Raw genomic sequence first — 4394 nt, forward strand, 5'->3', positions numbered from 1 at the left:
TGCACGTCACTTTGTCTGCGGCATGTGCAACCCACCGGCCCGCGCAGGCAAGGGCCGCGCCCAGGGTTCGATTCAGATGCACTGAAGCATGTCGGCGAGCCCTCTCTTGCCGACCGCGCCACAAAGACTTGCCGCCGGGATCGCCCCGCTGATGCGTTGGCCGCTGCCGGCGCTCTTCAGCTGGGGGGCTGCTTGGGCGGCATTTCTATTCTTGTCGCGCTCCGGCCTGGGTCTTCTTGCGGCCTTGCTGCTGGCAAGCGCCTTGGGGGCGGGTTTGGCTTTGCTGCACTCAGCCCGCTGGCGCCGCATCATGGTGGCCTTGGGCTTTCCTTTGTCGGTGCTGATGTCCGGCCAACTTACGGCCATGCCGGCGTGGATCTGGTTGCTGCCCCTGGCCTTGTTGGCCTTGGCCTATCCGAGCCGCAGCTGGGGCGATGCGCCGCTATTCCCCACCCCTCGCAACGCCTTGGCCTCATTGCGCGAACTGGCCCCGCTGCCCGAGGGTGCGCAACTCTTGGATGCAGGTTGTGGCTTGGGCCATGGCTTGCGCGAGCTGAGGCGCGCCTATCCTCAGGCCCGCATCGAAGGCATCGAGTGGAGTGGCTTGCTGGCACTGGCCGTTGCCTGGCGCTGCCGCTGGGCCAAGATCCACCGGGGTGATATGTGGGCGCAAAGCTGGCGCACTTACGCCTTGGTCTATGTTTTTCAGCGGCCGGAAACGATGGCTCGGGTGTGGGCTAAGGCCTGCTCCGAATTGTCGCCGTCGGCCTGGCTGGTCAGCCTGGACTTTGCTGTTCCCGAGCAAAAGCCGAGGGCGACGCTGGCATTGCCGCGCGGGCACAGTCTTTGGATTTACCAGATTCCTGTCAAGCAATGAGCGCGTTAGCACGGTCAAAACCGCTCAGATGCAGGGACTGAGTCCTCAGGGCTGAAGGCACACTCAAGAGCCATCAATCCCCGCCGATATGGGCAGGGAAGCATCACTCAAAAAACACTATGTTCGTCATCATCGGCTGGGCCATCTCCATGGCTTGCATCTTCGGCGTCTACATTGCCCACGGCGGCAATATCAGCGTCATCTTGCATGCCCTGCCATTCGAGGTCACCACCATCCTGGGGGCCGCCATCGGCGCCTTTCTGGCCAACAACCAGATGAAGGTGGTGAAGGCGGCCGTGGCCGGTTTGGGCAGCTGCTTCAAGGGCAGCAAGTTCAGCAAGGCTCGCTATATGGAGTTGCTGGCGCTGATGTACGACATCTTGCAAAAGGCCCGCAAAGAGGGTCTGATGTCGATTGAAAAAGACGTCGAAGACCCACATTCTTCGGCTCTGTTTCAGAAGTACCCGACGGTGGGCAATGACCACCATGTCACCGAGTTCATTACCGATTACCTGCGCATGATGGTGTCCGGCAATTTGAACGCTCACGAGATCGAGTCCCTGATGGATGCCGAGATCGACACCCACCACGCCGAGGAGCATGCCGCTGTGGCCGCTTTGCAGCGCATCGCCGGCGGCTTGCCGGCCTTCGGGATTGTGGCGGCCGTGCTGGGTGTGGTGAACACCATGGGCTCGGTGGGCCAGCCGCCTGCCGTGCTGGGCGGCATGATCGGCTCCGCGCTGGTGGGTACCTTTCTGGGCATTTTGATGGCCTATGGTTTTGCCGAGCCACTGGCCGGTTTGCTGGAGCAAAAAGTGGAAGATGCGGGCAAAGAATTGCAGTGCATCAAGACCACCTTGCTGGCGAGCATGCAGGGCTATGCGCCGCAGGTGGCGATCGAGTTCGGCCGCAAGGTGCTGTTCTCGGGCGATCGCCCCAGCTTCTCTGAACTCGAAGGCCATGTGAAGGGCAAGAAGTGAGCCTTGTGCTTGATGCCTTGCTCTCCTTGATGGCTGGGCCCGCTGGAGGCTGCCATGGCCGGTGACGCCAAAAAGCTTCAGCCCATTATCATCAAGCGCGTCAAGAAGGGCGGCCATGCCGCGCATGGTGGCGCTTGGAAGATTGCTTACGCCGACTTCGTGACGGCCATGATGGCCTTCTTCCTCTTGATGTGGCTGCTCGGCTCCACCACCGAGGGCGACAAGAAAGGCATTGCCGATTACTTTGGCTCGCCCTTGAAGGTGGCCATGCAAGGCGGTTCCGGCTCAGGGGATTCTTCCCATATCGTCAAGGGCGGCGGCAAGGACTTGAGTCGAGAAACCGGACAGGTGAAGTCCGGCGACGTTGAGGCTCAAAAGCGCACCTTCAATTTGCGAGCCCTGAAGGAAGAGCAGCGCAAGGCTGAGCGCGCTCGGCTCGAGCAGCTGAAAGAAAAGGTCGAGGATGTGTTGGCCAACAACGCGCAGTTGGCAGCCATGGGCGGGCAGATCCGGCTCGACATGACCAAAGAAGGCTTGCGCATCCAAATTGTTGACGAGAACAACCGGGCCATGTTTGACAGCGGCAGCGCAGTGGTCAAGCCGCATATGCGCCAGTTGCTGCGCGAGTTGGGCTCGGTGTTGTCCGAGGTGCCGAACCGCCTGACGCTGGAGGGGCACACCGACGCGCAAGCCTTTCCGGGCGGTGACCGGGGTTATAGCAATTGGGAATTATCCGCCGACCGTGCCAATGCTTCGCGGCGAGAATTGATCGCCGGAGGCCTGCCCGAGCCGCGTACATTGCGGGTGCAGGGTTTGGCTTCCAGTAAGCTATTGGACAGCAAACAGCCTGAAAGTCCGATCAACCGACGTATCAGCATCATCGTCATGAACCGCGACGCGGAAGATGCCGTTTTGAAGAACTTGCCCCCCGATGAACCGGCCGGTGAGGGCGATGATGCAAGTGCCGAAAAAAACACCTCAAGTTCCGCTCCTAAGCCCCGATAAATCTCTCTAGCCCTTGCGAGGAAAGCCATGAGCACAGACATGAAATTTTTGGTTGTTGACGACTTCTCCACCATGCGGCGTATCGTGCGCGGCTTGCTGAAGGAAATCGGCTACAACAACTGCGAAGAAGCCGAAGACGGGGTTGAAGCCCTGAATATGCTGAAGCAAGCCAAGTTTGACTTTGTGGTCAGCGATATCAATATGCCCAATATGACGGGCTTCGAATTGCTCAAGGCCATCAAGGAAGACCCCAATCTGAAGCACCTGCCGGTGCTGATGGTGACCGCCGAAGCGCGCAAAGAGGACATCGTGTTGGCCGCCCAGTCGGGTGCCGCCGGTTACATCGTCAAGCCTTTCACCAAGGCGACGCTGGAGGAAAAAGTCCAGAAGATCATGCAAAAACTGGCCGCTGCGGCCTGAGCGGGGGGAACACCATGTCGATTGATCAACTGAGCAAATTGCATGTGGGCACCGACCCCTTGTCGGTGTCTCCCGAGGTGTTTCAGCAAATCGGCACCATCACCCGCGTGCTGCATGACACCATGCAGCAACTGGGCGTTATGCCCAAGCTGCAGGTCGCGACCGATGGCTTGCCCGACGCACGCAGCCGCCTGAGCTATATCGCCACCAAGACCGCTGCAGCAGCCAACAAGGTGCTGAACTCGGTCGACCAGGCCAAGGAAGACCACGCCTTCATCTCCAAAGCCACCAATGAAATGGCGGCGGCTCTGGTGGCGGACCCGGTCAAGGCGGTGGCCAGCGGTGCGGTGCTGAACTTCGTCAAGGAAGTCGACGCTCGCACGGCGCGTATCGACGGCCACCTGACCGATATCATGATGGCGCAGGACTTCCATGACCTCACGGGTCAAGTGGTCGCCAAGGTGGTGACGCTGGCCAATGATTTGGAAGACAGCTTGGTCAAGCTCTTGGTGTCCATCGTGCCGCCCGAGCAGCGCGAGAAAGTCGACCCCAATATCTTGCAAGGTCCAGTGGTCAACCCCGAAGGCCGTACCGATGTGGTGGCCGATCAGGGCGAAGTGGATGACTTGCTGGCCAGCCTCGGTTTCTGACACCTCGTCCCGCATCAAAAGAACCCGCATCAGGCGGGTTCTTTGTTTTTTGGCCGCTAGCTTTCGGTAGAGGCTGAATTTGGCACATTGCAGTCCTTTGTTTGGGCGGTGATCAGGCCACTTGGGGGCTCTGCGCCGCTCCTGTCCCCCGCCTCGGGCTTGCGCCCGGGGCTCCTCCTCGCATCGCAAAGCCCCCAAGCGTCCTGATCCAGATCGGTCGTGCTACTTCCACGCGGACACACATCGATGGAACTGCCGAGTGGCGTCGGGGGCGTGATTCCGCGAGGTGAAGACACCGTTATGAGTCAAGCCGTTTGCGCACCTATTTTGGTCGGATCGAACGGACGCTTGGACTTGAGCACCCCGTAAATGATCGCCAGCAGCTTGTGCATGCACGCCACCACGATGGCCTTGCCCGGTTTGTTCTGGGCTTTGAGCCGCCTCCAAAACGCAGCGATTAAT

At 60.0% G+C, this 4394-nt stretch carries 5 protein-coding genes and 1 pseudogene; 5 read left to right on the plus strand and 1 reads right to left on the minus strand.

The window, feature by feature from the left end:
* Positions 1-88 precede the first annotated feature (88 nt).
* The 5 genes from WG899_RS22185 to WG899_RS22205 all read left to right on the plus strand — a co-directional run bounded on the left by WG899_RS22185 (position 89) and on the right by WG899_RS22205 (position 3932).
* On the plus strand, positions 89-877 hold the full coding sequence (locus WG899_RS22185) for a class I SAM-dependent methyltransferase (protein WP_339597813.1): 789 nt from the start codon (positions 89-91) through the stop codon (positions 875-877).
* Between the two features lie 119 nt (positions 878-996).
* Complete coding sequence (motA, locus tag WG899_RS22190; protein WP_339597814.1) at positions 997-1857, plus strand: flagellar motor stator protein MotA; 861 nt, start codon at positions 997-999, stop codon at positions 1855-1857.
* A 54-nt stretch (positions 1858-1911) separates the two neighbouring features.
* Positions 1912-2862, plus strand: coding sequence for a flagellar motor protein MotB (gene motB, locus WG899_RS22195; RefSeq protein ID WP_339597815.1), 951 nt, complete (start codon positions 1912-1914; stop codon positions 2860-2862).
* A gap of 27 nt (positions 2863-2889) precedes the next feature.
* The gene (cheY, locus tag WG899_RS22200; RefSeq protein WP_263539873.1) at positions 2890-3282 is read left to right on the plus strand and encodes a chemotaxis response regulator CheY; all 393 of its coding nucleotides are present in this window, start codon (positions 2890-2892) and stop codon (positions 3280-3282) included.
* A gap of 14 nt (positions 3283-3296) precedes the next feature.
* Positions 3297-3932 (plus strand): protein phosphatase CheZ, encoded by a 636-nt coding sequence (locus tag WG899_RS22205; RefSeq protein WP_339597816.1) that lies wholly within the window; start codon positions 3297-3299, stop codon positions 3930-3932.
* 305 nt (positions 3933-4237) lie between these two features.
* Here the strand turns inward: WG899_RS22205 and WG899_RS22210 are convergent.
* Positions 4238-4394: pseudogene (locus tag WG899_RS22210) on the minus strand (IS110 family RNA-guided transposase); the annotation flags it as partial.

The sequence above is a fragment of the Paucibacter hankyongi genome, from assembly GCF_037482915.1.
In the GTDB taxonomy this organism is placed as follows: Bacteria; Pseudomonadota; Gammaproteobacteria; order Burkholderiales; family Burkholderiaceae_C; genus Paucibacter_A; species Paucibacter_A hankyongi.